Source organism: Absiella sp. AM09-50, assembly GCF_003433845.1.
GTDB lineage: Bacteria > Bacillota_I > Bacilli_A > Erysipelotrichales > Erysipelotrichaceae > Hoskinsella > Hoskinsella hominis.
In genome coordinates, this window is the sequence record NZ_QVFI01000005.1 from 90,048 (window position 1) to 115,485 (window position 25,438).

A 25,438-nucleotide genomic window follows, 5' to 3' on the forward strand; every position below is an offset into this window, starting at 1 on the left:
TACATCAGCTTATAAAAGCGGAAAGGAGAACATTACCTCATGGAAAAAATGTTTATCATGCTTTGTTGCGGTGCCGGAATGTCAAGTGGTTTTTTGGCAAATCAGGCAAGAAAGGCAGCAAAAAAGAAGAAAATGGATGTGACAATTGAAGCACGTTCACACACAGATGTAGCAAGCTATTTATCATCTATCAGCATTCTTATGCTTGGACCACACTATGGTGGAGAAATAGACAAATGGAAAACATTATGTGATCCACATAATGTACCAGTAGTTGTAATACCACAAGATGTTTATGCCCAGTTAAATGGGGATGCATTATTAGATCTTGCTGTAAAAACAATCAATAAATAAAAAAAGCTAAGAGGGGATGTCTTAGCTTAAAGAAATCAGACTTCATAAAAGATTTCTTCATAACCATTATAAAGAAGTTATGGAGAAAAAGAAAGAGAAAAGAGGAGAAAAAAATGAAAAGTTTTATGAATTGGCTGGCAAATTCGTTTGCACCAAAAATGAATCAGATTTGTAGTAAACCATGGATTGCGGCAGTATCCGCTTCTATGCAGAAAATTATACCATTTATCTTAACTGGCTCTGTTATTTATTTCTATAACGTATTCCGCTCATATATCACTGTGCTTCCTGATTTGGGAATGATCGCAGATTATAGCTTTGGATTAATTTCTTTAATTCTGGCATTTGTAGTTGGTCAACAATGTATGGAAAAATTAGGACATCCATTTTATACAACCAATTGTGGAATTGTATGTATGGCTGTATTTATGATGTTCATCATACCAACAACTGATGAAGCAGGTAATATGATTATTCAAGGAGGTAGACTTGGTGCAACTGGTATTGCGGTAGGAATTGTTGCTGGTTTATTTACATCTATCATCTTTAACTTATATGCAAAATTACATGTATTACAAGATTCTACTTCTATTCCTGATTTTGTAGTTGGATGGATCAATTATATCCTGCCTACATTGATTACTTTAGGATTAGGTATGATTCTGACAAAATACTGTAACTTTGATATCTTTGAAATCGTTTTATGGATTTTCTCACCACTAGCAAGCTTTGCACAGACATATCCAGGCTTTGTATTATGTTGTTTTATTCCAGCTGTATTGTATACTATGGGTATTTCTTCCTGGTTATTTGGTGCAGTTACTACACCAATTTTCTTAGCTGGTATTCAGGAAAATATTGATTTAGTTGCTAGAGGACTTCCAGCAACGAATATTGCTACAAGTGAAACAGTATTTACTGCAGCATTAATTACAATGGGTGGTATGGGAGCAACCCTTGCCTTGAATGTCATGATGTGTTTCTCTAAATCTAAACAGTTGAAAACATTGGGTAGAATCTTTATTGGACCATCATGCTTTAATATCAATGAGCCAATTATGTTTGGGGCGCCAATCGTATTCAATCCATTATTGATGCTTCCTATGTGGATCAACGCAATTGTTGGACCAACGATTGTATATGTTGTTATGAAACTTGGATTATTAAATATTCCAGCAACATTGAACCAGGTAGGGCAAGTACCAGTACCAATTTCAACCGTTATGATCACACAGGATATGCGTGGTATCTTATGGGCAGTTGTATTATTCATTGTATACTTCGCAATTTGGTACCCATTCTTCAAGGTATTTGAAAAAGAAAAATTAGAAGAAGAAAATAAAAACATAGCATAGAAACAAACTAGGAGGTAAGGTTATGGATATCATGGAAAACGAATTGGTTAGTGTGGCAATGCAGATTATCTTGCATGCTGGAGATGCCCGAATTAAAGTAGAAATAGCTTTAAAACAGGCAAAACAGTTTAATTTTACACAAGCTAAAGAAACAATTCAGGAAGCAGAAGAATGCATACATCAGGCACATATTTCACAAACAGAAGTCATTCAGAATGAAACAAGAGGTAAAACTTATGAACCATGTTTATTATTTGCACATGCTCAGGATACGTTAATGACAATCATGAGTGAATTGAATCTTGCAAAAGAACTGATTGATTTCTTTGAAATAATGAATAATAAAATAGAAAATAACTAGGAGGCTATATAGATGGAAAAAGGATTTCCTAAGGGATTTTTATGGGGTGCAGCAACCAGTGCTTATCAGGTAGAAGGTGCAGCATTAGAAGGTGGAAAAGGATTGTCGCAACAGGATGTTGTCAATAAAGAATACTCTCAGAAAACAGGATTTGCAGATGCAAGCATTGCATCTGATCATTACCATCATTATAAAGAAGATGTGGCATTGTTTAAAGAAATGGGATTTAACTGTTATCGATTCTCTATTGGATGGAGTCGTATTTTCCCTAAAGGAAAAGGAGAGCCTAATCCAGAAGGAGTAAAATTCTATCATGATTTGATTAATGAATTAAAAGCAAATGGAATGGAACCAGTTGTAACATTATATCATTATGATTTGCCAATGGCACTTGTCGATGAATATGATGGCTGGGTAAATCGTGAAGTTGTGAAAGACTTTGAACATTATGCCCGCTTTGTGATTAATGAATTTAAAGATGATGTCAAATACTGGCTAACGATCAATGAACAAAGTATTATCGTTCAATATTGGACGCAGAAATGTTATATACGACCTGAATTACAAGACAACAATCAATTACGTTATCAGATCAATCATCATATGAATTTAGCCCATGCAATAGCTGTAAAACTGGTACATGAATTAGTGCCTGGTGGTATGGCAGGCGCAGCACTAGGATATGCGCCAGTTTATCCTTTGACCAGTAAACCAGAAGATGTCATGGCAGCGCAAAATGCACATGATTTACGTAACTCTTATTATCTGGATGTTTACTTCAAAGGTTTTTACAACAAATCTGCATGGATTTATTTAGAAGAAAATAATCTGGCACCAATCATGGAACCAGGTGATGAAGAATTAATGAAAGAAGGAATTTCTGATTTCCTTGCCTTAAATTATTATGCAAGTGAATGTGCAAAATACTGTCCAGAAACTACTCAGCGCAGATGGTCTGGATTCAATCAATCAGGTAAAAAAGGAGAAATTTCAGGTTTTGAAACACAGCCTGGTTTCTATCAAATGTGTAAAAATCCTGAACTAGATACAACAGATTGGGATTGGGCAATTGACCCAACAGGCTTAGAATATATCTTCCGTGATTTATATACGCGTTACAATAGGCCATTAATGATTACAGAAAATGGATTAGGAGCTTATGATACGCTGACTGAAGATGGAAAAGTTCATGATGAATATCGTATTGCATATTTAAGAGATCATGTAAAAGCAATGAAAAAAGCAATTCACTATGGTGCAGAAGTCATTGGATATATGCCATGGTCTGCGTTAGATTTATTATCTACCAGCAATGGAGTTAAGAAACGCTATGGTTTTATCTATGTTGATCGCAGCGATGATGATCCAAAACAATGTACAAGGATTCGAAAAGATTCTTTCTATTGGTATCAAAAAGTGATTGGCAGTAATGGAGAAGATTTAGACTGATTTATGAAGCAAAACTTGTCCCTTACAGCATACATACGACATGTGATTGTGTTTTTCATCAGTGCTATGATATTGGGGCTTGGTACTGCATGTTTTGTTAAAGCAGATTTAGGGGCTGATGCAATGAGCACCTTCGCTTTGGGCATTCAACATCACACACCAATCCGTGTGGATATCGCAATATTTATCATCATGTACGCAATGATGGCAGGAACCTTTCTGATCGATAAAACAAGACTTGGTATTGTAAGCTTTCTATATCCATTGATTAGTTCATCAACAATGAATATTGGATTGAATATTTTACCTGAAAGTGATCAGATAATTGCATGTTACATTATGTTGTCTACAGGTATAGCTTTAATGGCAATAGCGATTGCAGTTGGATCAAAGACAAATGTTGGCTATAATCCTTATGATTCTTTAGCCTTCGCAATTTTGGAAAGATATAAATTGACATATACAAAAGTTCGCTGGATGATAGATGGAAGTTTTCTGATTATTGGTATCCTGTTAGGTGGAACTTTTGCAACTGGCACAATATTAGTATTGATATTACTAGGACCATGCTCTGATTTCTTTATGAAAAGCATGGATAAACCATTACAAAATATATTAAAAATAAAGGAGAAACAAACAATATGAAACTAGTACCTAAGACATTTCCTGAAAACTTTTTATGGGGCGGCGCATTTGCTGCTTGTCAAAGTGAAGGAGAATATGATAAAGATGGAAGAGGATTATCTACATCTGATATCCATGAATATACGAAAAATTTAAATCGCGCATTTATCGAAAAAGAAGGTGGTGGAACATTAGCAGAAATCAAGGCAAAAGCTGCAGACCAGGTAGGATACTATCCTAAACGTTATGGAATCAATTTCTATCATACATATAAAGAAGATTTAGCATTATTGAAAGAGATGGGATTTAAATGTTTCCGTACAAGTATTTCCTGGTCCAGAATATTTCCTAATGGAGATGAAACAGAGCCCAATGAAGCTGGTTTAAAATTTTATGATGATTTAATTGATGAAATTATCAGAGATGGCATGGAACCAATAATCACAATGTCACATTATGATATGCCATTATACCTAGTAACAGAATATGGAGGATTTGCGAATCGTAAAGTTATTGATTTATTTGTGAACTATGCAAGTGTGTTATTAAAAAGATTTAAAGGCAAAGTAAAATATTGGATTGTCTGTAACCAGATTAATCTTGTACCTACAGTACAATTTGGTTCACTGGGAATCTATGATGATCAAGCAGAAAATATGGAAGAACTGATGTATCAGGCAGTACATAATCAGTTTGTTGCATGTGCAAAAGTAAAAGCATTAGGAAAAGAAATTGATCCTGAAGCAAAACTAGGAACAATGCTTGCAGATTGCACATATTACCCAGCAAGTTGTAAACCAGAAGATGTAGTACTAACAATGCAGAGAAATCGCATGCAGTATTTCTTCACAGATGTACAGCTACGTGGAGAATATCCAGTTTATGCGCTTCGTTATTTTGAAGAACACGATATCCATATTCATATGGAAGATGGGGATGAAGAAGTTATCAAAGAAAATCCTATGGAATTCTTGGCCGTATCTTATTATTCAAGTAAAATTGTGGATAGTACGAAAAATGGGATGTCACCAACTGATGCTGAACAAAATCCAAATTTACAGCCTACACCTTGGGAATGGCGCATGGATCCTTTAGGATTTTATAACTGCTTATCTCAATACTGGGACCGTTATCAGGTACCTATGATGATTGGAGAAAATGGATTTGGAGCGTTAGATACAGTAGAAAGTGATGGAAGCATTCATGATCCATACCGTATAGACTTTTTAAGAAAGCATATTGAACAATTAAAAGAATGTATTAAAGATGGTGTGGATATCTTTGCATATTGTGCATGGGGACCTATTGATATTGTAAGTTCTTCATCTGCAGAAATGAGTAAGCGTTATGGCTTTGTGTATGTTGATCGTGATGATTTTGGCAATGGCAGCCAGAAGCGAATGAAAAAAGATTCATTTGCATGGTATCAACATGTAATTGAAACAAATGGTGAAGAATTATAACAAGATGAAAAGATGAGGCCAAATGACTTCATCTTTTTTTTCGTATGTTGGAAATACAACGGAATTGGTATGGAATATATGTTATGCTTGCTTTGTAAAACAAGGAGGCTTTCCTATGAACAATGGTATAAAAAATATGAATCATGAAACAGTAGTACGTCTGGCTGATCAGATAGATATCCTGCCAGGGCAGGTGGTAAGTAAAACACTTGCACAAAATGGTTCTGTAAGTGTTACATTATTTGGATTTGATCAGGGAGAAGAAATTAGTACGCATGAATCAGGTGGTGATGCTATGGTTAGCGTTTTGTATGGAAAAGGGAGATTTACTATTGATGGAAAAGTCTTTGAACTATCAAAATGTGAATCCATCGTTATGCCTGCAAATAAACCACATTCTGTATATGCAATTGAACCTTTCAAAATGTGTTTAGTTGTTGTGTTCCCAAATGAATAAACATGTGCTTGATTTTATGCACATGTTTTTTTGAAGTAATTGTCCACATTATAGCGCATTTAAAATATGGTAAAAAACTATGACAATAGTTGTCCTAAAGAGGGAAAAATATATCAGATAAAACAAGATTAATAAAAAACTTTTACTATCAAAGCATGAAAACTTTCGTTTTCAAAGTATTATGAAATATTAATCAAATATGCGTAAAAAACGCAAAAAATTATGTAACCCTTTACAAAAAATACTAAAAATATATAAAAATGCTATATTTTATGAGTGAAATAGAGTAAAATAGAAGATAGAAAAAGACAGGGAGGACAAGACTGTGAAAAATAAAATTGTGGATAATTACTATAAGGGACAGGCATTAGATGCCTATGATTATTTCGGTGCTCATCCATGTGTGGAAAAAGGTGTAAAGGGTGTTTGTTTTACGACATTTGCGCCTCATGCGGAAAAGATCCAGGTAATCGGAAGTTTTGATGACTGGAGTTGTAAAGGTCATCAAATGAAAAGAAAAGATAAAGAGGGTATTTGGTCAATCTTTGTAGGTGGTGCAAAAGTTGGCGATATGTATAAATATCGTGTAACCCAGGCAACAGGTCGTGTTGTGGATAAGATGGATCCATATGCATTCTATAGTGAACTTAGACCGAATACAGCAAGTATTGTTGTGGATTTAAATTATAAGAAATGGTCTGATGAAAAATGGTTAGCTGCCAGAGATAAAAACTTTGATAAACCAGTGAATATTTACGAATTACACATTGGCAGCTGGAGAAAAGATGAAGATGTAGAGTGGGTAAATTATAAAGCAATCGCAAAAGAATTGATTGCATATGTGAAAGAGAACAATTTTACACATATTGAATTAATGCCATTAAATGAACATCCATTTGATGGAAGCTGGGGATATCAGTGTAGTGGATACTTTAGCGCAACATCACGTTATGGTACACCAGAAGATTTGATGTATTTGGTAAACGCCTGCCATAAAGCAGGAATTGGTGTGATTATGGACTTTGTGCCTGTACACTTTGTTAGAGATGATTTCTCACTATCTTATTTTGATGGAACACCATTATATGAATATGAGAAAGCTGTAGATGCTGATTCTCAATGGGGAACTGCAAACTTTAATCTATGGAAAGAAGAAGTACGTTCTTTCTTAATGTCTGCGGCAGCATTCTGGATTGATAAATATCATTTTGATGGTTTACGTATGGATGCAATCAGTAACGTGATTTTCTGGCATGGAAATAAAGAATTAGGCGCAAATACTGGCGCAATTGACTTTGTAAAACGTATGAACTGGAATCTGAGTCAGAAATTCCATGGTGTCATGCTGATTGCTGAGGACTCTTCTGATTATCCAAATGTTACGAAATCCACACTGGATGGCGGTTTAGGATTTGATTATAAATGGGATTTAGGATGGATGAATGATACTTTGAAGTATCTTGAAAAAGATCCTGTTTATCGTAAATGGCATCACAATAATATTACATTCTCTATGGCATACTTCTATTCTGAAAAATTTATTATGGAATTCTCTCATGATGAAGTTGTACATGGAAAGAAAACAATCGTAGACAAAATCTGGGGTACTTATGAACAGAAATTCTCACAGTTAAGAACATTATATCTGTATATGTTTACACATCCTGGTAAGAAATTAAACTTTATGGGTAATGAACTGGCTCACTTTAGAGAATGGGATGAAACGAAAGAATGTGATTGGTTCTTATTGAAATATCCTGTACATGATGCATTCCATAAATATTTCGCAAAATTAGGTGAAATCTATAAAAAGACACCAACACTGTATGAAAAAGAATATGATTGGCAGTCTTTCCAGTGGATTGATGCGGATAATGCTGATGAAAATATGTTTACTTACAAACGTGTAAGTGAAGATCGGGAATATATCATTATTCTAAACTTCTCACCTAATACGTATAAAGCTCATACATTTGGCGTAGGCTATGCAGGCACTTATAATGAAATCATCAATACAGAATCTGATGTATTCGGTGGTGCAATTACAGAAAAACAGAAAGTGAAATCTGTGAAAGGTGAATGCAATAAACAGCCATTTACGATTACAGTAAATGTTCCTCCATTTGGTGGCATAATGTTGGAACATAAAGTAACAAAAACGAAAAAGAAAACAACAAAATAAACTATAAAAACCATGAGGCTAATATACTTCATGGTTTTTATATGTTTGAAATGATTAAAATGGCTGAAATAACGGTGCTTACAGTATTTGGAAAAAATCTCATAAAAAAATTTAAAAATGAGATGATTTGTGAGTAAATTCCGTCTGTTCTTATGAAATGACAGTAAATACGCATGTTAATCAAGTGTTTAATGTTTCGAATTATCTCATTGTTTCATAAAATAATGAAATTATCGATATAAAACAGAAATATAATGATATAATAATGAAATTTATTGTTGATAAAATGAAATGTTATGATATACTTTGAGTATAGAAAGGAGAGGACATGATGAAATATATCATAGCGACTCATGGAAATCTCGCTGACGCATTAAAATCAACAATGGAGATGATTGTAGGACAGCATCCTGAAATTCAGGCTTTAGGACTTCAGCCTGATATGTCAGTGGATGACTATCGTGAAAGACTTGTTGATTGCATCGGGAATGATCAGACATTAGTATTTTTGGATATCGTTGGAGGAACGCCATTCAATAGTCTGATTCAGGAACTTAAATCAGAGCAAGTATCATTTATTGCTGGTACCAATCTGGGGATGTTACTTGAAATCGTATTAAATACAGAAATCAAGGATTTAAAAGATGCATGTGCGTTTGCTAAAGAGAAAGGGATACAAAGCATTATCACAAAAGATGATATCTTAAGTTAGTAAGGAGGGATTGATAATGTCAATTAAGTTTATTAGAATCGATGATCGATTGATTCATGGACAAGTCGTAACCGCATGGATTAAAACATATCAGGCAAAGAAAATTTTAATCATTGATGATATTGTTGCAAAGGATGAGTTTTTAAAGAACGTATTAAAAATGGTAAAACCTAGTGGTGTGGATCTGATCATCAAAGGAACAGAACATTTGAATGAAACAATTCAGGCAATTGAAGAAAATAAAGCAAATGCTATTCTTCTGATGAAAACACCAGATACTGCAAAAAAAGTATTTGAAAGTCCAGTACTGTTGAAAGAATTAAATGTTGGTGGAATGGGAGCTAATGCGAAACGTGAAGCGCTTTATAAAAACGTATCCGCAAGCAAGGAAGAAGTTGCTATTCTAAAAGAAATCGAAGAAATGGGTGTGAAAGTTTATTTTCAGGCGACACCAAATGATAAGCAGATTGAGTTACATTCACTCATAAAAGGAGGGTTATAATGCTACAGGCAGTTTTAGTCGCTTTATGTACATGGGTTTGTGCTTCAGGTATTGAATTTACATGCTGGTCTATCCAATTGTGTTCACCTATCATTTTTGGACCAATTGTTGGAGCTATCATGGGAAATATGGAATTAGGTTTACAAATTGGTTGTGCAACACAGTTAGTATACATGGGAAACATCATGGTTGGTGGTGTAGGCTCTGTGGATTATCCTATGGCAGGATGTGTTGCCACAGCTCTTGCAGTTGCGACTGGTGCTGCACCGGAAATGGGGGTTACGATTGCGGTATCTTTTGGGTTATTTGGAATGCTTGCAGAATCTGGAAAAATGACACTTTGTTCTATCTTTGTCCATCGTGCAGATAAGTGTGCCGCCAGGGCAGATACGAAAGGCATTACTTTCTATAATGTGGTATGTCCACAGATCATCAATTTCTTCTTCTATTTTATTCCAGCATTTTTGGCAGTTCGTTTTGGTGCTGAATATTTAACTGATTTACTAGATGCACTTCCAGAAGTGATATTAACTGGACTTGAAGCTGTTGGTATGTTGCTTCCTGCATTAGGAATCGCAATGTTGATGAAAGCTATTTTCAACTTGAAATTCTTACCATATTTCATCATTGGTTATGTATTATCATCATATCTAGAACTTGGCATGATAGCTGTATCACTTGTAGGTGTTGCATTTGCTTTGATGTATTGGTTCTCTTATCGTGAACCAGAAAATAGTGAGGAGGTTTAATTGACATGGCTGAAAATCAAGAAATTATGGAAGAAAAAAGAATTAAATTAAGAAAATCTGATTTAATGAAAAGTTTTGCGATATGGGAACTGACATCTGAAATGTGTTTAAGCTATGAACGTTTGATGTCATTAGGATTTTGTCATGCAATGCTTCCTATCTTAAAAAGATTATATCCTGATAAAGATGATTTAGCAGATGCAATGACAAGACATATGGCGTTCTTTAATACAGAAAATCAGTTTGGTGCTTTGATTCCGGGTATGATTGCCTCTGTTGAAGAAGAACGTGCGAATGGCACAGATTATTCTGATGAAGTAATCAATGGGTTGAAAATTGGTTTGATGGGACCACTTGCCGGAGTTGGAGATACAATTACACAAGGACTTGTGAAAACAATTCTGTTGGCAATATGTGTTGAAATGGGATTAAAAGGCAATGTCTGGGGATCCATTATCTTCTTCGTTTTATATACGGCCTATATCCTTGGTGTAGGATATACCATGTTCTTTTCTGGGTATAAACTTGGAAAAAATGCATTCAGTAAAATCAGTGATACATCCATCATTAGAAAATTGACAGATTGCATGGGTGTACTTGGCATGACGGTTGCTGGTTGTATGATCGCAAATTATGTATCGATACAAACAGTCGCAACATTTACTTCTGGTGATACAGTTATAGAAATTCAAGCATTGTTGGATGAAATTATGCCAGGCATTCTAAGCGTTGGCACTGTATTTATTCTATATGCTTTAATCAGAAAAAATGTTTCTGTGATAAAGATTATGGGTGTGTTAGTTGTTATTGGTATTTTAGGGGCCTTTGTTGGCATATTTTAAAGGAGAAACATTATGGGTAAAAATTGGATAGAAGAAACATTTCATACAAAAAAAGCAGTGATTGGGCTTGTACATATGCAGCCATTGCCTGGTGATCCATATTATGATGAAAAAGGTGGCATGGAAAAAGTAATTGAAATGGCAAGACATGATGTACGATGTTTACAGGAAGGCGGTGTAGATGGTTTATTATTCAGTAATGAATTTTCAACTCCATATCTTTCTAAAGTAGGACCAGAAACAGTAGCAGCAATGGCTTATGTAATGGGCGCATTAAAAGATGAAATCAAACTGCCTTATGGTAATGACTGTATCAGTGATGATATGGCTAGTATTTCTCTAGCAAGTGCAACCGGCGCTTTATTTACTAGAGGTGTATTCCATGGAACATGGGCCACAAGCGCAGGACTTTGTAATAGTGATGGTGGAGGAGCTGTACGTTTAAAACATCAGTTAAGTATTCCTGATTTTAAGTTAGTACATTATCTAATGCCAGAATCCAGTGCAGATTTGGGTTGTCGTGATGCTATTTCGATTATGAAGCCTACATATTTCCTTGATCGACCTGATGCGATAGCAGTTGCAGGTATGGTAGCAGGACAAAAAGCAGATGCTAATGTTATGAAAAAATGTAGGGAAGCTTTCCCAGATGCTATAATATTTGCGGCAACTGGAGTAAGAATCAATAATGTGCAAGATTATATGGATACTGTAGATGGATTCTTTATTGGAACTGGCTTCAAACGAGATGGTGTATTCAGAAATGAAATTGATCAGAACCGTGTATCTGAATTTATGAATAAAGTAAAAGAATTAAGAAAAAAATATGATGAAGACTGTAATCTTTGATATGGATGGTGTACTGATTGATAGTGAAGTGATCTATTTAAAATCATTACAAAAGTATTTGAAAACCCTTGATATAGAAGAAGACTTACAAACATTATCCTGTCTTGTTGGTATGAATGCAAAAGATATTACCCAAAAACTACAAAATACTTATCATTTGCATCATATTCCAATGGAGGAATTAATGGAAAAACAGGATTTATATTTTGATGAAGAATTAAAAGAAACAATACTTACACCTATGCCTCATTTGATTACGTATTTAAAATATTTAAAAGAAAAAGATATGACCATTGTTCTGGCATCATCTTCTGATATGCATTGGATCAATACAGTACTAGATGGCATACATGTACGGGAATATTTCGATATCATTATCAGTGGAGAAAATCTAAAGCATTCTAAGCCAGATCCGGAAATATTTTATCTTGCGGCAAAGCAGGCAGGATGTAAACATGATGAATGTATGGTGATTGAGGATTCTGTGAATGGTATCAAGGCTGGTAAAGCTGCAGATATGTATGTGATTGGATATAAAGGCTCTATTATACAGCAAGACACATCGAAAGCGGATAAAGAAATTTACAATTTCTGTGAATTATATACCTGAACAGGGCTAAAATTGATTGAAAATATAGAAAAGAGATGGTATATTAAGTTTGAAACGTTTAATTATGGAAGGATAGTGGAATTGATATGATGAAATTTCAGCGTCAAATTGATCTTCAACAATATATTAATTTGAAAGGACATGTGACAATTGCGGAACTGCTTGATAAATTTCAGGTATCAAAAGCTACCCTGAATCGTGATTTAACAGATTTAGAAAATGAAGGCAGTATTCAAAAGGTCCATGGTGGTGTGGTTAGTAAAATAGCTTCACAGGTATTTGAATTATCCAGCAGTAAAAAAGAAGTTTATAATAAAGATTATAAAAAACAAATTGCGGAAAAAGCAGTATCAATGATTGAAAATAATCAATCTATTATCATAGATTCAGGCAGTACGATGTATTATCTTGCCAGAGCATTACTTGCAAGAAAAGATTTAGAAAATATCACAGTTATTACGAATGATTTAAAGGTAGCATATACCTTGTCTGAAAATGAAAATATTTCATTGATCATCTTAGGTGGAATGAAACATAAAGATTCATTTGATATTTATGGACCAACTGCTGTAGATATCTTAAAATCATTGAATGCAAATAAGTATTTTATGGCAACATCTGCATTTGATTTTAAATGTGGTATCACACATACAGATTATGATGATATACTCATAAAAAAAGCAATGATGGAATCATCAAAAGATATCATTTTATGTGCGGACAGTTCTAAATATGGCTTAGTTAAGCGCTGGAGTCTATGTGATATTAATGCGATTGATACATTGATTAGTGATGATCGCATGCAACCAGAAGAATTGAAAAAAATTAAAGAAGCATGTGAAAACATCATATTGGTAAATGAAGAAAACAACAATTAAATTAGTTTTATAAAAATACACTGACTCATATATATGAATAAAGTGTATTTTTTTATTATGCCTTTTATATTGTATGTCATATCAGTACAAAAACTATAAAAAGGCGTTTTTCAGCATAAACTATGAGCAAAATAGGATATGCTCATAAACATCATGACTGCATGATTAATAAGAATATTTCTAGAAATAGACAACGCCTTTTTATAAATATATCGAATTTATATCAAAGGGGGCTTGTAAAAAATAGTCAATGCTTTACAATGGTAATTGACCAGGTCAGTTAATGCTTTGTGATGGAGGAAAAAGATGAATGAGAAATTTCTGGAATTAACAGAAGAAAAGCAAATGCGTATCATTGATGCGGCAATGGAAGTATTTGGCACAAATGAATACAAACATGCAGTGACCGATGAAATTGCAAGAAAAGCAGGGATATCAAAAGGTTTATTGTTTTATTATTTTAAAAATAAAAAGAGCTTATATCAATACGTTTATCAATATTGTCTACAATTATTAGTAGATACAATTGATGAAGCAGGTGTAAAAAATAAAACAGATTTCTTTGAAATTATGCGATTTGGCGCAGATAAGAAAATGGAATTAATCGCAAATCATGCTTATATTATGGAGTTTTGTATGAAAGCATATTATATGAATGATGAAAATATTGCAGAAAAAATAACGCAGGATATCCAACAAAAAGTGAATACAATGTTTACAGATTATTTTTCACATATTGATCTTTTTAAATTCAAGGAAGGAATCGATCCATTTTATATCTTTCAGATGCTGCAATGGATGGCTGATGGTTATATTCGTACGAAGCAAAAAACAAAAGAAAAACTGGATATCAATGAAATTATGGAAGATTATGATCGCTGGGAAGAAATGTTTAAACAGATGGTCTATCGAAAGGAGTATTTATGAGTGTGATAGAAATTCACCAGATTACCAAAGATTATGGGGATCACAAAGGTGTATTTGATGTAAGCTTTACAGTAGAAAAAGGGGAAGTGGTGGGCTTTCTAGGACCTAATGGTGCTGGGAAAACTACAACCATTCGTCAATTGATGGGATTTATTGCACCAGATAAAGGTAGTGTATCCATCATGGGTCTAGATTGTTTCAAGGATGCAGATAAGGTACAGGCACAGCTTGGATATTTGCCTGGAGAAATTGCCTTTATGGAGGATATGACAGGAATTGAGTTTATCCATTTTATGGCAGATATGAAACATATCAAAGATTTTTCCAAAGCACAGGAATTGATTGATTATTTAGAATTAGATCCAAAAGGAAAGATTCGCAGAATGTCAAAAGGGATGAAACAAAAGATTGGCATTGTGATTGCCTTTATGCAGGATCCTTCTATTTTAATTTTGGATGAGCCAACCAGTGGACTCGATCCTTTGATGCAAAGTAAATTTGTGGAGTTAATCAAAAAAGAAAAAGCCAAAGGGAAAACAATTTTGATGTCCAGTCATATCTTTGAAGAAGTTGAACATACATGTGATCGTGTTGTCATCATAAAAGATGGCTGTATTATCGCCACAAAAGATATGGAAGAATTACGTCATAATAAGCGAAAAATCTATGAAGTGCGTTTTGAAAATGAGCAGGATGCAATCGCATTTGTGGAAAACCATGAAGGATGTACAAGGGATGGAAAAGAAATCATGATCACCTTAAAGGGACAGGTGGATGCATTTATCAAAGATTTATCGAAATATACCATTCGGGATCTTCAAATGCGTACACAAAGTCTGGAAGAACTGTTTATGCAGTATTATGGAGGTGAAGATCAATGATTTCTAAAACATTGTGGAAAAGGGAATGCAAAGCAAATATAAAAGTTATTTTATTGTTTTTACTGGTGCTCAGCTTATATAGCTCATTGATTGTGGCAATGTATGATCCAAAACTTGGAGAAAGTTTAGAGATGTTTAAAGAATCTATGCCAGGCGTATTTGAAGCATTTGGAATGAGCAACCCTGGTTCAACATTAATCGAATTCATCGCAAATTATTTATATGGGTTTATCCTGATTGTTTTTCCATTGATTTTCGTAATCCTTATGTGTCATCGTTTGATTGTACGTTATGTAGATCGTGGTTCTATGGCTTATTTACTGTCAACACCACACAAGCGCTCAACAATCATTCTGACACAGTTGTGTATGCTTGCAATGGGTATATTGATTTTAGTTGCGTATGTAACGATTTTGGTTATTATATGTGGAAATTTAATGTTTGATGAAGGAATTGATCTTTCTGCTTTCCTGACATTAAATATTGGTTTATATGGCATGATGTTGTTTTTTGCAAGTATGTGCTTTCTATTTGCATGTATCTTTAATGAAACAAGATTTGCGACAGGGGTAGGCGCTGCTTTATGTATTGTTTCTGTATTGATTCAGATGCTGTCACAAGTTGGAGATAAATTAGAAAATCTAAAATATGTAACACCATTAACTTTATTTCGACCAGAAGAGATTATCACTATGGATCAAGGTGCTTTATGGAGTGTAGGCATCCTATATGTTGGCGCAGTTCTGCTTTTTACATTGGGTGTGATGATTTTCAAAAGAAAAGATTTATCAATATAAAAGTGCATAAATTTGCACTTTTTATATTGTCTTCAATTATCAAAGTGGCATTACATATATGGGGAGAATGTTATTGTAATAACTTATTTTTAAGGCTATAATAAAATGGAAAACACAATCGTGTAGTTCTCTTTTATAATAATACCATAAAGGAGACATTGGAGGTAATTATGAAACAAATTTATATCACTAATATAAAAATTGATTCTGTAAGGCATTTAAAAGATATTAATATTCCTTTATTTGGTGAGAAGAGAAAAAATTTAATAATAACAGGTAAAAATGGCAGTGGAAAGACAAGTGTATTAGAAGCATTATCAATTTATTTAAAAAGTGTTGCTGATGATCGTTCATTTAATGATTATGAAGATTCCCTTGTGTTTTATAAAAACAGATTAGAAGAATTGAAACAGCAAAATAATATTCAGGAAATAAATCAATGTGAAGCACAAATTCAATTTTATGAGGATAAAATTCAAGAAACAAGAAAAGGTTTAAAAATCAGTTTTAATGTGGAAACAGCTGATATGTATAGAGCGTTTCAAAATGGTAATATGATTCTAGCATATTACAGCGCAGATAGAGTTTTTAAAACAGAAGAAGTGAAAAATGTCGAGAAAGTTAATTTTAATGAAAAATATTCGATAAATGAAAAGCCGAGCACGAAATTTGTGAAATATTTAGTTGATTTAAAAGTTACACAGGCATTAGCATTAACAGGCAATAAAAAAGAAAAAGCAGATCAGATTGATGAATGGTTTCAATCTCTTGAAAAATTATTAAAAAGTATTTTTGGAGATGAATCAATTAAATTGATTTTTGATGAAGAACAATTTCAATTCTATATTAGTATGCAAAATAGAGAAAAATTTGATTTTAATACCTTATCCAGTGGATACGCAGCTATTTTAGATATCGTAGTAGATATTATCATGCGAATGGAAAAATATACAAATAGAAAATTTGAATATCGTATGCCTGGTATTGTTTTAATTGATGAAATAGAAACACATTTACATCTGGAATTACAGAAAAATATTTTGCAACTTTTAACTAGTTTTTTTCCTAATATACAATTTATCGTTACAACGCATTCACCTTTTGTAATAAACAGTATTAACAATGCAGTAATTTACGATTTAGAAAATCATACCTTAATTCCAAATGGATTAAACGATATTCCATATGAGGGTATTATCGAAAGCTATTTTAACGTAAATTTACTGTCTAAAGATTTAGAAGAAAAATTTAACCGTTATAAAGAATTAGTAAAAAAAGAGCAGTTAGAGGATGAAGATTTTAGTGAAATAGCACGATTACAAATGTTTTTAGAGGAAATTCCGGATTATTTAGCATTAGATATTACGACAGAATATCAGGCTTTAAAATTGGAGTTTGAAAGGAGAACAGATTTGCAATGATCAAAATTGAAAGAAGTTATCCAGCTCCAAAATCATTAGAAACAGAATCTAAAAAGGTAAACGGGAGATATGATGGAAAAGATGTTGTAAAGCAATTAATAAATGATTTTCATAATAAATGCTATATCTGTGGTATAGCTCCATTACAAGATCCTCAAATAGAACATCGATTGCCGCATAAAAATGGTAAATATTTAGATAGAAAATTTGATTGGGACAATTTGTTTTTGTCTTGTGGACATTGTAATAGTATAAAAAATCAAGATATATATGATGATAATGTTTTGGATTGTTGTAAACGGGATCCTGAGAAATGCATAGATTTTATATTTAATGGGAAAAATATAGTTGTTAGAGCAAAAAATGAAAATGATTATGAGGCTGTCATTACTGCAAAATTAATGATGGAAGTATTCAATAAAAAAAATACAGGAATGAGAGAAAATAAAAGTCAAATGAGATTAAATGCACTATTGAGTGAAATGAATGTTTTTTTTGATACTTTAGAGCGTTATAGAAATGGTGACCACTCAATCATAGTTAAGCGAACGCTAAAAGGTTTTTTAGATAAAAAATCTATGTTTGCAGAATTTAAAAGAAGCTATATTAAATTTCATAAAGAAGCATATTCTGAATTGCTATCATATATAAATTAAAAAAGTGCAATTTTTTTGCACTTTTTTGTTAAGACTTCAAAATGTTTTTATATCCAATATAGGTTACACAGAAATAAGAACCATAGATTAAAACGATGATACCAGCGGTAAACAGAGCAGATACAAAGATATTTCCTTTTCCAAACATAACCATAATATTATTCACAATCTGAATACCAACGATACTATGAACAATGGCAAGCAGCAGTGGCAGTAAGAAATATACTGCAATTTCTAAGAAAATTGTACGATTGATCATCTTTTGATCCGTACCAATTTTATTTAGGATAAGATAACGCTTTTTATTTTCATCCGCATTAGATAACTGCTGAAGCGCAAGAATCACAGCACTTGCAATCATAAATACGATACCTAAATAGATGCCTATATAAGTAAAGGTTACGGATAATCCTTTACTGGATTGATAAACATTATCTTTATCCATTATGTAATATTCCTGTAGGAAACGATGGATATCCTCAGGAACATCATATGTTTTATACATCTGATCTTTAAAGTATGTGCTAAATTTTTCTGGTGTGATTTTATCTGTTAGATTTGCGTTCCAATATTCATCATGTATAATTGCATTGGCAGGGATTATAGCATCAGGGACAACAAGCGTCATATATTCCATGGAACCATTATCAACGGTTGTAAATAAGGATACACGTTCAAAGTCATCATTGACGACTTTAACTTTTTGATCAAATACAGAAATTTCAGGATGTTTAGATATAATTTCTTTTACACCATCCATGACCATTTCATAATTGCTATATAAGTAAGCCTCATGATCTTTTAATTGAATGGGATCCATACCATAAGCTTGGCGTGCTGTGTTATAGTCATGCAGGGATACGATTTCCACAAAACCAATCTGATTTTTAAAGTAATCTTTGATATCTTGTTTTTTAATATGATCAATAAATACTGGATTTGAAGTGGATAAATCTTTATCCATATATGTGCGTGCTATCGTTTTAGATGCAATATATGATGGATCTAAGTGAATATCATCAATAGCTTTTTCAATATTTAAAGGAGAAGTTGTGTATAAATCAAATTCATCTTTTTCATAATCATAGTAATGCATATGATTGGTATATGTATAATCGTAAGGAGTAGAGAATTTTATTGTTTTATTTAAAATACTACTCATATTGATTCCACAGGATAATGCGCCGATACTTAATAATAGCATAATACATACCACGCTCATGGATAAAAAGTTACTATTGACACTGGCATGAATCTGACGAACGATAAAGCAGTGCAGATTACGGAAATAAAGATTCTTACTGTTTTGTAGAATCGTCAACATAAAACCTGCCAGTGATAAAAAGAACAATACTGTACCAATACTTCCTGCTAGAATGATTGGTCCTAATAGTTCGATTGCTAATAAGCCTTCATGAATTCCTTTATAATATGCCCATCCGATACAGATAATGGAGATAATAAAGATTAGTACAGATACCCAGATATTTTTGATTTTTAACTGTTCGTGTTTTTTATCAGCATTTAATAAATCAATCAATTGGTAACGATTCAGTATAAAGGAATTAAAGATCATGATTACCACAAAAATAAGTGTAAAAGACAAGATAGTCATGATGGTAGCTTTAAAGGAAAAGACAAAGGTATAGTTCAACTGTACTTCAAATAAATGAGCTGTCACAACCGTAAGCAGCTGTGATAGGAAAAAGCCGATAATCAGGCCGGATATTAAAGACAATAAACCAATTAAGAATGTTTCATACACCAGAATACGTGAAATCTGATGTTTTGGCATACCCAGCAAGGTATATACACCAAGTTCTTTTTTGCGTCTTTTGATCAGAAAATTGTTAGCGTATAAGATTAAGAAAGCCAGTACAACTGCCACAAAGATTGACAGACTACTCATGATTCGGGATAAAGATTCCACGATATCTGTCTGTGCCGTGGTTAGCTGCATGACATATTGTTGCTCCTGGAAAGAATTAAACATATAAAACAGACATACAGAGAAGGCAAGTGTGATAAAGTAAATCAAGAAATCCCGAAAGCTTTTCTTGACATTACGCAGGGCAAGTTTAAAGTACATTGCCGTTTTCTCCTCCTAATAATGTCACAACTTCCATGATACGGTTAAAGAATTCTTTACGGGAATCTTCTCCACGAATCAATTCATTAAAGATTTTACCATCTTTGATAAACAGAATACGGTGTGCATAAGATGCGGTAAATGCATCATGAGTAACCATCATGATCGTTGCGTTATATTCTGTGTTTAATTTTTCCATACTGTCTAACAACATACGACTGCTTTTAGAATCTAATGCGCCAGTAGGCTCATCTGCCAGAATCAGACTTGGGTTGGTGATTAAGGCACGCGCACTTGCGACACGTTGTTTTTGACCACCACTCATTTGATAAGGATATTTCTGCAAGACTTCCATGATATCCAGCTTCATCGCAACTTCTTTGATACGACGATCGATTTCACTGGCTTTGACTTTTTGAATGGTTAAAGCGATAGCGATGTTTTCATAGGCAGTTAATGTATCCAACAGATTAAAGTCCTGAAAGATGAAGCCCAATTCTTCTCGACGGAATTTGCTTAAGTTATTCTTTTTGATATTTGTAATATCAGAACCATTGATGAAGATATGTCCACTGGTAACTGTATCAATGGTAGATATACAGTTTAATAGGGTTGTTTTACCAGAACCAGAAGGTCCCATGACACCGACGAATTCTCCTTCATCTACCTGAAAAGAAATGTCATCGACAGCTTTTGTCAGATTTCCTTTATTACCATAATACTTTTCAATATGCTCAACTGATAAAATGTTTTTCATAAATTTCCTCCTTGATGAATTTTAGTTTTCAAATGTTCATTGATTGTTGATAATTTCAATAGGATGATGGACATCAGAAATAGAAACAACATACAAAGATTGATGCCATCACTTAGAAAATCAGGCAGCAGTATATTGATAAATAACAAAGCTCCTGAGCAGGCGATACAAATTTCAAAACGATATTTCCATAGTGCTTCCATTTTGGTTCACCTTCCTTACACCTATAGTTTAATGGTTTCTGAAAAGTTCTTCCATGGATGTCTATTACATTATCCTTACATTCTTGTAAGGAAGAAAAGGAAGGGTGTGATTTTCCCTTCCATAACTTTAAGATTTTATGATTATGAATGCATTCGATACATATCACTTGCTGGAAAACCAATGGTGATTGTGGTACCTTTTGAAGGCACAGAGGATGCGGAAATCTTTAGATATAATTTATCACACAGGGTTTTACATAAATATAATCCCATACCGGTAGCTTTTTCATTCTTTCTTCCATTATTTCCAGTAAAGCCACGATCAAAGATTCTTGGCAGATCTGTTGCAGGGATTCCTATACCATTATCTTGTATATGAACATAAGTCATTTGTGGTTCTTCACTTGTATAGATTTTTATTTCACCACTTTGTGATGGAGTATATTTTAAAGCATTGGTGATAATTTGATCAAATATAAATTCCAGCCATTTAGAGTCACTGTATATCGTTTTATCCAGATCTGTTAATGTGATTTTGATTTTTTCATAGATAAAGGTTTTAGAGTGCTTACGAATCACCTTTGAAATCGTTGGGGCAAGCTGCATTTCTTTGATCGCATAATCTTTTTCCACAGAAGTGCTGCGGGCGTAAAATAACGCCTGATCAACATATGTTTCCACCTTTTCAATTTCCTCATAGATACTATGTGTAACTTCATTTGGATTATTAGAAATAATCAGTTTTGCGGCAGCCAGTGGTGTTTTAATTTCATGTACCCACATCTCGACATATTCCTTGTATTCTTTTTGTGTGATCTTATAGCTGTTTACATAATCATTCATACTTTTATCAACAATTTTTAATGTATCATACATGATTCTTCCATCCATAAAAAGAGGTTCTTCCATGATTTCAGTGATAAGATATTTTTTATCCAGCTGCGTAAGGGTTTCTTGTAGACGACGATAATAACCCACACGTCGAAGATATTCAATAATCAAAATAGCAAGCACCATTCCCCAAAACAGGAAAGATACCACCAAGATCATTTCATGATTGACGTTGATTGCGGATAGAAATAATATGGTAATACATGATGTTAAAAAGGCAATGCATATCAAATATAGCTTTTCTTTAATATAGGCACTAGTCTTCATAAATGATGTACCCCATACCACGTTTTGTCTGAATCAGATCATCTAAACGAAGATATTCCAGCTTTTTACGCAGACGGTTGATATTGACAGTTAAAGTATTATCATCCACAAACAAGTCACAATCCCACATATGCTGCATCAGCTCATTGCGGGATACGATTTTATTTTTATTCTGAAACAAACAATGCATGATGCGTTGCTCATTTTTGGTTAAATCAATTGTTTTTCCCTGATAGGTAAGGGTACTTTTACTAACATCAAGAGCAATATCATGAATAGATAAGATGTTGCTGCTGGCATGTTCATAGGTCCTTTGAAGTACGCGGGATAATCTTGCTAACAGAATCTGCAGATTATAAGGCTTGGTCACAAAATCATCTGCACCTAAATTCATGGAAATCAATTCATCCATATCAGAATCACGGCTTGTGACGATAATTATTGGCAGATTGCTGGTTTTACGTACTTCACGACAGATAAAATGACCATCATATACTGGAAGATTTAAATCCAGTAATAATAGATCAGGTTTTTGTTGATGGATTGTTTCCATAACATGTTCAAAATCATCAGGCGCAAGTGTTTCATAACCGTTTTTACCTAAAAAATCACTTAATTCATTTCTTATTTTTTCATTATCCTCTATAATCATTATTTTATACATATAAGTTCACCACCTGTTCTTATTATACACAAGTTTTGATGCTTTTTCTATTTTCTCATACAAATCTTCCATTCTTACGTAAATAGAAAGTAATTCATTATTTGATTGTTTTTTTAAGAATTTTTACAAAATCAAGTGTATAATGAAGATATAAGAATCAAAGGAAAAAAAGGGGGTCACATACATGTTGACAATATTTAATAGAGTTGTGGTATATTCCACATATACCAAAGAAAATTTAGAGCGGGTAAAGGAAATATTAGATAAAGAGAATATTGAATATCTGGTACGTACGACGAAATCAGAATTTGGTTATGATGAGTTAGGCGATGCTTATCAATTGTATGTGCATGAAAAAGATGTTGAGGAAGCACAACGATTTGTCACAGAAGTATTATTTCCAAAGCATGAATGATTCAGGAGGTTCAATCCATTGGATTGAGCTTTTTTGTACATGTAGAAGATGCTTTCATATAATGCAATAGGTGAAAATAATGAAAAAGCGAATAGGATTGGCATTATCCGGTGGAGGCATGCGTGCAGCAGTATTTCATCTGGGTGTTTTAAAAGCCTTGGCGAAGCATAAGATGTTAGCTCAGGTATCCCATATTTCTACCGTATCAGGCGCAAGTATTTGTATGGGTTTGATTTATGGCTGTAATAGAAACTGTTGGCCAAATGATGATGTATTCTTAACTTCTGTATTGCCTAAAATTAAAGCGATGATTACACAAAAAGATATCCAATGGAATGCGATATTGCGTTTAATCGTAGAACCTTATTATTGGGATAAGAAAGTAAATCTGTTAGCGAATGTAATGGAAAAACGCTGGAAAGTAAGTGGCTGTCTACAAGATATTTTTGTCTATCCCAAATGGACAATCAATACTACCGCTTATGAAACAGGAAAGGATTTTCGTATGGATACCACACAGATGGGTTCTTTACAAAGTGGCTATGTCGTAAAGCCTCATTTTATGTTGACACATGCCATGGCAGCAAGTGCAGGTTTTCCTGTGTTCATTGGTCCATATAAATTAAAAACCAAAGATTACCACTGGATAGATGATCATGCAAATCCAATCATTCCACAAGACCAAATCTTACATTTATGGGATGGTGGGGTTTACGATAATATGGGCTTAGATCCCTTATTTCATATTGATGAACATCCAGGTCTTTCTGATGATATCGACTATTTGATTATAAGCAATGCCTCTGGCAATATTGAACATCAAAGCCGGCATATGAGTTTTTCTATCCAAAACTTAAAACGGTTATTAGATATCAATATGGATCAGGTAGAATCTTTAAAAAGCAGAAGTGTTATGAATTATTTTCAAATGTATCATCGAGGACTGTATATCAAAATCAATGCACATGTTGATGAAATATTAGATCATTGTCAATTAACACAAAATCAAAAAGATGAATTACTGGTATCTGCTTTAAATGATCAGGATGTAAAGAAAGTAGCTGATTATAAGACAACCTTAACAAGGGTAAAACCGGAGGATTTTGATATGATTGCGAAGCATGGGGAAACGTTGACAGAGTGTTTATTGCGCTGTTTTGCATAGGCGAAAAATATAGGACAGGAACACATTTATGAATCAGGCATATAGTAAATTGAAACAGCAAAGAAGTGTTTCACAAGAAAGGGGACATGCTATGTATCAGAATCGATATGAGTATGATTGCGGATGTGAGGATTGCTGTGATTGTGGCTGCAATTGTGATTATGACAATGATTTCAACAATGATTTTAATGATGATTTTCAACAGAATTGTACACAGTCATCCTGTTGTGTAGGCCCAATGGGTCCAAGAGGTCCACGTGGTCCGCAAGGTCCGCGTGGTTTACAAGGACAACAGGGTAGAGAAGGATTACAAGGCCCAAGAGGTCCACAAGGGGTAACAGGACCACAAGGCACACCTGGTATGCAGGGGATTCCTGGACCAACAGGCCCTATGGGGTTACAAGGCCCTAGGGGATTAACTGGAGCAACAGGTGCACAAGGACCACAAGGTGTCATGGGAGCAACAGGTCCTGCTGGAGAGTCTGCAGTTATGCCACAATTTGCCAGTGGAGCGTTATATTCCTATAGTGGAAAAGAAGCCTGTTCACAAGCACCAGTAGCTTTTGATGTCAGTAATATCAACTATGGATTAGGCGTATCAAATGATTTTCAAAGTTTAATCATTCATCAGCCAGGCACTTATGTGGTCCAATATGGTATGTTGATTGGAAATGCACCATGTGATGGAGATAGTATCGCATTGGAGTTAAATCATTCCATGTTGATAGAAGAAAGCAGAATGCCAGCAATATGTGAGAATACACTTGTCAGCGGGGTATGTATTCTTACATTAAATGAGGGGGATGAATTAGGTCTGCTTGCGGATAGTCAAAACTGTATCACATTATGCTGTCGCAATAATACCGTGAATGCCTATCTGGTGGCATATCAGATCAATGCATAAGGGCAGGGAAACCT

28 protein-coding genes are annotated in these 25,438 nt (G+C 33.8%); 23 read left to right on the forward strand and 5 right to left on the reverse strand.

What is annotated here, in order from left to right; translation table 11 throughout:
- Positions 1 to 39: 39 nt before the first annotated feature.
- The 20 genes from DW114_RS06455 to DW114_RS06550 all read left to right on the forward strand — a co-directional run bounded on the left by DW114_RS06455 (position 40) and on the right by DW114_RS06550 (position 18,069).
- Positions 40 to 354, forward strand: a complete 315-nt coding sequence (locus DW114_RS06455) for a PTS sugar transporter subunit IIB (RefSeq protein WP_117452955.1) — start codon at positions 40 to 42, stop codon at positions 352 to 354.
- 113 nt (positions 355 to 467) lie between these two features.
- A complete protein-coding gene (locus DW114_RS06460; protein WP_117452956.1) occupies positions 468 to 1,709 on the forward strand; it encodes a PTS sugar transporter subunit IIC in 1,242 nt (413 codons plus the stop codon).
- A gap of 22 nt (positions 1,710 to 1,731) precedes the next feature.
- The gene (locus DW114_RS06465; protein WP_117452957.1) at positions 1,732 to 2,070 is read left to right on the forward strand and encodes a PTS lactose/cellobiose transporter subunit IIA; all 339 of its coding nucleotides are present in this window, start codon (positions 1,732 to 1,734) and stop codon (positions 2,068 to 2,070) included.
- Positions 2,071 to 2,082: 12 nt separating this feature from the next.
- Positions 2,083 to 3,519, forward strand: a complete 1,437-nt coding sequence (locus tag DW114_RS06470) for a glycoside hydrolase family 1 protein (protein WP_117452958.1) — start codon at positions 2,083 to 2,085, stop codon at positions 3,517 to 3,519.
- A 3-nt stretch (positions 3,520 to 3,522) separates the two neighbouring features.
- A complete protein-coding gene (locus DW114_RS06475) occupies positions 3,523 to 4,164 on the forward strand; it encodes a YczE/YyaS/YitT family protein (RefSeq protein WP_117452959.1) in 642 nt (213 codons plus the stop codon).
- Positions 4,161 to 5,606, forward strand: a complete 1,446-nt coding sequence (locus DW114_RS06480) for a glycoside hydrolase family 1 protein (RefSeq protein WP_117452960.1) — start codon at positions 4,161 to 4,163, stop codon at positions 5,604 to 5,606. The genes DW114_RS06475 and DW114_RS06480 overlap by 4 nt, the downstream gene beginning before the upstream one ends.
- A gap of 115 nt (positions 5,607 to 5,721) precedes the next feature.
- On the forward strand, positions 5,722 to 6,063 hold the full coding sequence (locus tag DW114_RS06485) for a cupin domain-containing protein (protein ID WP_117453072.1): 342 nt from the start codon (positions 5,722 to 5,724) through the stop codon (positions 6,061 to 6,063).
- 325 nt (positions 6,064 to 6,388) lie between these two features.
- Positions 6,389 to 8,245, forward strand: coding sequence for a 1,4-alpha-glucan branching protein GlgB (gene glgB, locus DW114_RS06490; RefSeq protein WP_117452961.1), 1,857 nt, complete (start codon positions 6,389 to 6,391; stop codon positions 8,243 to 8,245).
- 331 nt (positions 8,246 to 8,576) lie between these two features.
- A complete protein-coding gene (locus tag DW114_RS06495) occupies positions 8,577 to 8,957 on the forward strand; it encodes a PTS sugar transporter subunit IIA (RefSeq protein ID WP_158552201.1) in 381 nt (126 codons plus the stop codon).
- A 16-nt stretch (positions 8,958 to 8,973) separates the two neighbouring features.
- Complete coding sequence (locus tag DW114_RS06500) at positions 8,974 to 9,459, forward strand: PTS sugar transporter subunit IIB (RefSeq protein WP_117452963.1); 486 nt, start codon at positions 8,974 to 8,976, stop codon at positions 9,457 to 9,459.
- Positions 9,459 to 10,208, forward strand: a complete 750-nt coding sequence (locus tag DW114_RS06505; protein WP_207732782.1) for a PTS mannose/fructose/sorbose/N-acetylgalactosamine transporter subunit IIC — start codon at positions 9,459 to 9,461, stop codon at positions 10,206 to 10,208. The genes DW114_RS06500 and DW114_RS06505 overlap by 1 nt, the downstream gene beginning before the upstream one ends.
- Before the next feature lie 5 nt (positions 10,209 to 10,213).
- On the forward strand, positions 10,214 to 11,050 hold the full coding sequence (locus DW114_RS06510; protein WP_117452965.1) for a PTS system mannose/fructose/sorbose family transporter subunit IID: 837 nt from the start codon (positions 10,214 to 10,216) through the stop codon (positions 11,048 to 11,050).
- A gap of 12 nt (positions 11,051 to 11,062) precedes the next feature.
- Positions 11,063 to 11,899 carry a BtpA/SgcQ family protein gene (locus DW114_RS06515; protein ID WP_117452966.1) on the forward strand — a complete coding sequence of 279 codons (837 nt, stop codon included), beginning with the start codon at positions 11,063 to 11,065 and terminating at the stop codon, positions 11,897 to 11,899.
- Positions 11,877 to 12,509 carry an HAD family hydrolase gene (locus tag DW114_RS06520; RefSeq protein WP_117452967.1) on the forward strand — a complete coding sequence of 211 codons (633 nt, stop codon included), beginning with the start codon at positions 11,877 to 11,879 and terminating at the stop codon, positions 12,507 to 12,509. Before DW114_RS06515 ends, DW114_RS06520 begins: the two co-directional genes overlap by 23 nt.
- 86 nt (positions 12,510 to 12,595) lie before the next feature.
- Positions 12,596 to 13,387, forward strand: a complete 792-nt coding sequence (locus DW114_RS06525) for a DeoR/GlpR family DNA-binding transcription regulator (protein WP_117452968.1) — start codon at positions 12,596 to 12,598, stop codon at positions 13,385 to 13,387.
- A gap of 306 nt (positions 13,388 to 13,693) precedes the next feature.
- Positions 13,694 to 14,314, forward strand: a complete 621-nt coding sequence (locus DW114_RS06530; RefSeq protein ID WP_117452969.1) for a TetR/AcrR family transcriptional regulator — start codon at positions 13,694 to 13,696, stop codon at positions 14,312 to 14,314.
- Positions 14,311 to 15,195: an ABC transporter ATP-binding protein gene (locus DW114_RS06535; protein ID WP_117452970.1), complete on the forward strand. Its 885-nt coding sequence runs from the start codon at positions 14,311 to 14,313 to the stop codon at positions 15,193 to 15,195. The genes DW114_RS06530 and DW114_RS06535 overlap by 4 nt, the downstream gene beginning before the upstream one ends.
- On the forward strand, positions 15,192 to 15,992 hold the full coding sequence (locus tag DW114_RS06540) for an ABC transporter permease (protein WP_117452971.1): 801 nt from the start codon (positions 15,192 to 15,194) through the stop codon (positions 15,990 to 15,992). The genes DW114_RS06535 and DW114_RS06540 overlap by 4 nt, the downstream gene beginning before the upstream one ends.
- 170 nt (positions 15,993 to 16,162) lie before the next feature.
- A complete protein-coding gene (locus DW114_RS06545) occupies positions 16,163 to 17,413 on the forward strand; it encodes an AAA family ATPase (protein ID WP_117452972.1) in 1,251 nt (416 codons plus the stop codon).
- Positions 17,410 to 18,069, forward strand: a complete 660-nt coding sequence (locus DW114_RS06550; RefSeq protein WP_117452973.1) for a hypothetical protein — start codon at positions 17,410 to 17,412, stop codon at positions 18,067 to 18,069. Before DW114_RS06545 ends, DW114_RS06550 begins: the two co-directional genes overlap by 4 nt.
- 28 nt (positions 18,070 to 18,097) lie before the next feature.
- On the opposite strand, the gene DW114_RS06555 is transcribed toward DW114_RS06550, so the two are convergent.
- The 5 genes from DW114_RS06555 to DW114_RS06575 all read right to left on the reverse strand — a co-directional run bounded on the left by DW114_RS06555 (position 18,098) and on the right by DW114_RS06575 (position 22,940).
- The gene (locus tag DW114_RS06555; protein WP_117452974.1) at positions 18,098 to 20,158 is read right to left on the reverse strand and encodes an ABC transporter permease; all 2,061 of its coding nucleotides are present in this window, start codon (positions 20,156 to 20,158) and stop codon (positions 18,098 to 18,100) included.
- Positions 20,148 to 20,915: an ABC transporter ATP-binding protein gene (locus DW114_RS06560; protein WP_117452975.1), complete on the reverse strand. Its 768-nt coding sequence runs from the start codon at positions 20,913 to 20,915 to the stop codon at positions 20,148 to 20,150. Before DW114_RS06560 ends, DW114_RS06555 begins: the two co-directional genes overlap by 11 nt.
- Positions 20,912 to 21,118 (reverse strand): hypothetical protein, encoded by a 207-nt coding sequence (locus DW114_RS06565; protein WP_117452976.1) that lies wholly within the window; start codon positions 21,116 to 21,118, stop codon positions 20,912 to 20,914. Before DW114_RS06565 ends, DW114_RS06560 begins: the two co-directional genes overlap by 4 nt.
- 141 nt (positions 21,119 to 21,259) lie before the next feature.
- Positions 21,260 to 22,276 carry a sensor histidine kinase gene (locus tag DW114_RS06570; protein WP_117452977.1) on the reverse strand — a complete coding sequence of 339 codons (1,017 nt, stop codon included), beginning with the start codon at positions 22,274 to 22,276 and terminating at the stop codon, positions 21,260 to 21,262.
- A complete protein-coding gene (locus tag DW114_RS06575; RefSeq protein WP_117452978.1) occupies positions 22,266 to 22,940 on the reverse strand; it encodes a response regulator transcription factor in 675 nt (224 codons plus the stop codon). Before DW114_RS06575 ends, DW114_RS06570 begins: the two co-directional genes overlap by 11 nt.
- A gap of 184 nt (positions 22,941 to 23,124) precedes the next feature.
- Between DW114_RS06575 and DW114_RS06580 the strand changes: the two genes are divergently transcribed.
- The 3 genes from DW114_RS06580 (at position 23,125) to DW114_RS22055 (ending at position 25,424) form a co-directional block, all read left to right on the forward strand.
- Positions 23,125 to 23,355 carry a putative signal transducing protein gene (locus DW114_RS06580; RefSeq protein WP_117452979.1) on the forward strand — a complete coding sequence of 77 codons (231 nt, stop codon included), beginning with the start codon at positions 23,125 to 23,127 and terminating at the stop codon, positions 23,353 to 23,355.
- Positions 23,356 to 23,434: 79 nt separating this feature from the next.
- Positions 23,435 to 24,520, forward strand: a complete 1,086-nt coding sequence (locus DW114_RS06585) for a patatin-like phospholipase family protein (protein WP_117452980.1) — start codon at positions 23,435 to 23,437, stop codon at positions 24,518 to 24,520.
- A gap of 28 nt (positions 24,521 to 24,548) precedes the next feature.
- Positions 24,549 to 25,424: a collagen-like protein gene (locus tag DW114_RS22055; protein WP_233509487.1), complete on the forward strand. Its 876-nt coding sequence runs from the start codon at positions 24,549 to 24,551 to the stop codon at positions 25,422 to 25,424.
- Positions 25,425 to 25,438: the final 14 nt, after the last annotated feature.

What these genes read in the sequence shown, in the direction of transcription:
- DW114_RS06530 (WP_117452969.1), top strand. Translation starts at nt 13,694, where the DNA reads ATGAATGAGAAATTTCTGGAATTAACAGAAGAAAAGCAAATGCGTATC.
- DW114_RS06495 (WP_158552201.1), top strand. Translation starts at nt 8,577, where the DNA reads ATGAAATATATCATAGCGACTCATGGAAATCTCGCTGACGCATTAAAA.
- DW114_RS22055 (WP_233509487.1), top strand. Translation starts at nt 24,549, where the DNA reads ATGAATCAGGCATATAGTAAATTGAAACAGCAAAGAAGTGTTTCACAA.
- DW114_RS06510 (WP_117452965.1), top strand. Translation starts at nt 10,214, where the DNA reads ATGGCTGAAAATCAAGAAATTATGGAAGAAAAAAGAATTAAATTAAGA.
- DW114_RS06535 (WP_117452970.1), top strand. Translation starts at nt 14,311, where the DNA reads ATGAGTGTGATAGAAATTCACCAGATTACCAAAGATTATGGGGATCAC.
- DW114_RS06470 (WP_117452958.1), top strand. Translation starts at nt 2,083, where the DNA reads ATGGAAAAAGGATTTCCTAAGGGATTTTTATGGGGTGCAGCAACCAGT.
- DW114_RS06475 (WP_117452959.1), top strand. Translation starts at nt 3,523, where the DNA reads ATGAAGCAAAACTTGTCCCTTACAGCATACATACGACATGTGATTGTG.
- DW114_RS06515 (WP_117452966.1), top strand. Translation starts at nt 11,063, where the DNA reads ATGGGTAAAAATTGGATAGAAGAAACATTTCATACAAAAAAAGCAGTG.
- DW114_RS06560 (WP_117452975.1), bottom strand. Translation starts at nt 20,915, where the DNA reads ATGAAAAACATTTTATCAGTTGAGCATATTGAAAAGTATTATGGTAAT.
- DW114_RS06480 (WP_117452960.1), top strand. Translation starts at nt 4,161, where the DNA reads ATGAAACTAGTACCTAAGACATTTCCTGAAAACTTTTTATGGGGCGGC.
- DW114_RS06460 (WP_117452956.1), top strand. Translation starts at nt 468, where the DNA reads ATGAAAAGTTTTATGAATTGGCTGGCAAATTCGTTTGCACCAAAAATG.
- DW114_RS06555 (WP_117452974.1), bottom strand. Translation starts at nt 20,158, where the DNA reads ATGTACTTTAAACTTGCCCTGCGTAATGTCAAGAAAAGCTTTCGGGAT.
- DW114_RS06540 (WP_117452971.1), top strand. Translation starts at nt 15,192, where the DNA reads ATGATTTCTAAAACATTGTGGAAAAGGGAATGCAAAGCAAATATAAAA.
- DW114_RS06570 (WP_117452977.1), bottom strand. Translation starts at nt 22,276, where the DNA reads ATGAAGACTAGTGCCTATATTAAAGAAAAGCTATATTTGATATGCATT.
- DW114_RS06565 (WP_117452976.1), bottom strand. Translation starts at nt 21,118, where the DNA reads ATGGAAGCACTATGGAAATATCGTTTTGAAATTTGTATCGCCTGCTCA.
- DW114_RS06550 (WP_117452973.1), top strand. Translation starts at nt 17,410, where the DNA reads ATGATCAAAATTGAAAGAAGTTATCCAGCTCCAAAATCATTAGAAACA.
- DW114_RS06505 (WP_207732782.1), top strand. Translation starts at nt 9,459, where the DNA reads ATGCTACAGGCAGTTTTAGTCGCTTTATGTACATGGGTTTGTGCTTCA.
- DW114_RS06575 (WP_117452978.1), bottom strand. Translation starts at nt 22,940, where the DNA reads ATGTATAAAATAATGATTATAGAGGATAATGAAAAAATAAGAAATGAA.
- DW114_RS06465 (WP_117452957.1), top strand. Translation starts at nt 1,732, where the DNA reads ATGGATATCATGGAAAACGAATTGGTTAGTGTGGCAATGCAGATTATC.
- DW114_RS06545 (WP_117452972.1), top strand. Translation starts at nt 16,163, where the DNA reads ATGAAACAAATTTATATCACTAATATAAAAATTGATTCTGTAAGGCAT.
- DW114_RS06455 (WP_117452955.1), top strand. Translation starts at nt 40, where the DNA reads ATGGAAAAAATGTTTATCATGCTTTGTTGCGGTGCCGGAATGTCAAGT.
- DW114_RS06580 (WP_117452979.1), top strand. Translation starts at nt 23,125, where the DNA reads ATGTTGACAATATTTAATAGAGTTGTGGTATATTCCACATATACCAAA.
- DW114_RS06500 (WP_117452963.1), top strand. Translation starts at nt 8,974, where the DNA reads ATGTCAATTAAGTTTATTAGAATCGATGATCGATTGATTCATGGACAA.
- DW114_RS06525 (WP_117452968.1), top strand. Translation starts at nt 12,596, where the DNA reads ATGATGAAATTTCAGCGTCAAATTGATCTTCAACAATATATTAATTTG.
- DW114_RS06585 (WP_117452980.1), top strand. Translation starts at nt 23,435, where the DNA reads ATGAAAAAGCGAATAGGATTGGCATTATCCGGTGGAGGCATGCGTGCA.
- DW114_RS06485 (WP_117453072.1), top strand. Translation starts at nt 5,722, where the DNA reads ATGAACAATGGTATAAAAAATATGAATCATGAAACAGTAGTACGTCTG.
- DW114_RS06520 (WP_117452967.1), top strand. Translation starts at nt 11,877, where the DNA reads ATGATGAAGACTGTAATCTTTGATATGGATGGTGTACTGATTGATAGT.